Origin of the sequence: Micromonospora sp. AMSO12t (genome assembly GCF_008806585.1) — a bacterium.
Taxonomy (GTDB): Bacteria; Actinomycetota; Actinomycetes; order Mycobacteriales; family Micromonosporaceae; genus Micromonospora; species Micromonospora reichwaldensis.
Genome location: NZ_WAAS01000459.1, coordinates 1 through 2321, shown reverse-complemented (window position 1 = coordinate 2321; position 2321 = coordinate 1). Strand labels below are relative to the sequence as shown.

Annotated in this window: 2 protein-coding genes; both read right to left on the bottom strand. The window is 72.2% G+C overall.

The features are described 5' to 3' along the window. Positions 1–1583, bottom strand: a 1583-nt coding sequence (locus F6X68_RS32205) for a replication initiator (protein ID WP_151457769.1), incomplete at its 3' end; no start/stop codon positions are given. Positions 1584–1800: 217 nt separating this feature from the next. Next, positions 1801–2241 (bottom strand): hypothetical protein, encoded by a 441-nt coding sequence (locus F6X68_RS32200; protein WP_151457768.1) that lies wholly within the window; start codon positions 2239–2241, stop codon positions 1801–1803. Between the last annotated feature and the right edge of the window lie 80 nt (positions 2242–2321).

Below are 2321 nucleotides of genomic sequence, written 5' to 3'. Positions count from 1 at the left end.
GGGCGGGCGAGCTCCCAGGCGTAGGCGGGTGCGTCGTCCTGGTCGACGGTCTCGGCGTCGTCGGCGCCGGTGGTGACGCCGAGGAGTTTGCGGACCCAGGCGCGGGCGTCGGCGCGGTGGTCGGCGAGGGTTTTGCCGGACCAGTCGCGGGAGACGAGGATGCGGCGTCCACCGATGCCGAGGGTGGCCCGTTGGTGGACTTTGCCTTTGCAGCGTCCGGCTTGCAGGCGGCCGTGTGCCTTCTTGGGTTGGATGCCGTAGAGCAGCCAGTTGGCGCAGCGTTCGTTGCACGGCGTGATGCGCAGTTGGTGCCAGAGCCGGTCGAGGTGGTCACGCTGCCGGTCCGTCTCTGCCTTGTGGCAGTCGGCGGCGCTCTTGGTGATGTACTTCGTGATGTAGCCGATCGTGCGGTCAGCATGCACGGTGCCCGGGGTGACGCCCTCGGCGTGCACCTGCCGGCCGAAGCGGACGACGTGCACAGGCGTGGCGTCGGGGTCGGCGTCGAGCAGGTCCAGGCCGTCAGCCCACGTCGTCAGCGGCTCACGGGTGTCGGGGTCTACCCAGGCGTCAGCGTCGTTGTCCCACACCGGCAGCCGGTCGAGGGAGTAGACGAGCTCGTCGACGGGCGGCCACCAGACTTGGTGGTAGGTGGCGGCGGCGACCTGGCGCAGCAGGGCGCGGGGGATGGTGCCGCGGATGGCGAAGTGCGCGTGCGGCGCCAAGCGTCGTTGGGGCTCGACGCAGCCGGCGTACTGGACGTTCCAGCCGACGCAGCGGCGAAGGTTCTGCCAGAACCGGTCGAGGAGCCGGGCGAAGTGCACCGCGTCCCAGGCGGCCCGCCGGTAGTCGTACGAGCTGGGGTCGACCGGGGTGCCGTCGGGTAGGACGCGGCCGTAGGAGTCGAGGGTGAGCGACAGCCACATCGACGGCCGGTGCTGGGTGCCGTCGGGGGCGGTGTAGACCTTCCCGACCGTGCGCGGCTCGACCTTCTTACGCGGCAGGTCGGGCGCGTCCTGACGCCGTTTGGTCGACCTCTTGCGCCGCCTGCTGTCGGAGTTGTCGTCGTGGGACGGGGCGACCTGCCCGCGTAGGCCCTCGGCGGCAATGGCTTCCTCAACCTCCGCAATCGCGTCGTCGATGCCGGGGACCTGGTCGAACTGGGCGGAGCGCTGTGCTTCGTCGCGGGCGAATTCCAGGTGTGCCCGCAGCAGCACCAACTCTCGCTGCGCGTCGGTGGCAGGGGTGGCACCGGCCGGGTTGGGTTCGTCGGTGCGGTGCCAGCCCTCGCGGATCTGGGTCTGCCGTAGCCGGCGGGCACGCTTCGCGCACGGGGAGCACTTGTCTTCCCGCGTCGTGCCGCAGGGAAGGTCGATCACTTCCGTCTGTCCGGTGTGCAGGTCGGTACGGCGCAGGGTGACCGGGCGCAGGCACACGCCGTACTCCGCAGCCATCTCCGTGAGCACCTGCCGGGACATGGGCAGAGCGAGACGGGCAGCACGCGATCCGGGCGCGGGCGGGGCAGCCGCGGTCGAGGTCGGTTCGGTGGAGGCGGGGGTGAGGCCGGGCAGGGTCGGGGCGGTCATCGGGTCACCTCCGGTAGGTCGAACAGGGCGGGTTGGGTGTCACCGATCGGGGTGGTGCGGGTTGGACCGAGGCGGCCGGCCCAGCGGTGGGCGGCTTGCTGGTGGCGGGTGCAGGCGGTTTCGGCGCGGTAGTGGCCGGTGCCGGGGTTGCCGGATTCGATGAGGGCGGTGGCCCACCTACGGCAGCGCGCGCAGTAGGTGGGCCAACCAGCCGTCATCAGTGGCCGCAGCCGGGGCAGTGCAGTCCGGGGCAGCAGCGACCCGAACGGCGCAGCAGCAGGGCGACGACGATGAGGACCAGGACGACGCCCGCGATGGCCGGCGCGGCGGAGCGGGCGGCGTCGACGAGCTGCGAGGCGAGGTAGCCGGCAGCGGCGAGAGCGCCCACGGTGGGAACGGCGACGGCGGCGACGATGTGACCTCGGCGTAGCCGGCGGACCGGAGCCGGGGCGGGGCCGTGGTTGTCGAGGAACCGGACGGTGACCGTGACGCGGGAGTCGCCGGGCATCTGGCGGGGCTTGGTCATGGACACGAGGCGGCCGGAGTCGCGGACGAGCGCGACGGTGGCGGCGACCTCGGCCGGGGTGCCGACGACGCGGCGGGCGATGACGGTGGGGTCGGCGAGGTTGCGGCGGGCGAGCTGGGTACGGGTGGTCATCGGACAACCTCCGAGGTGAAGACCTGACCGTTGCGGGGGGCCTGGACGACGGACGAGATGAGCGCGGACCGAACCGGCGT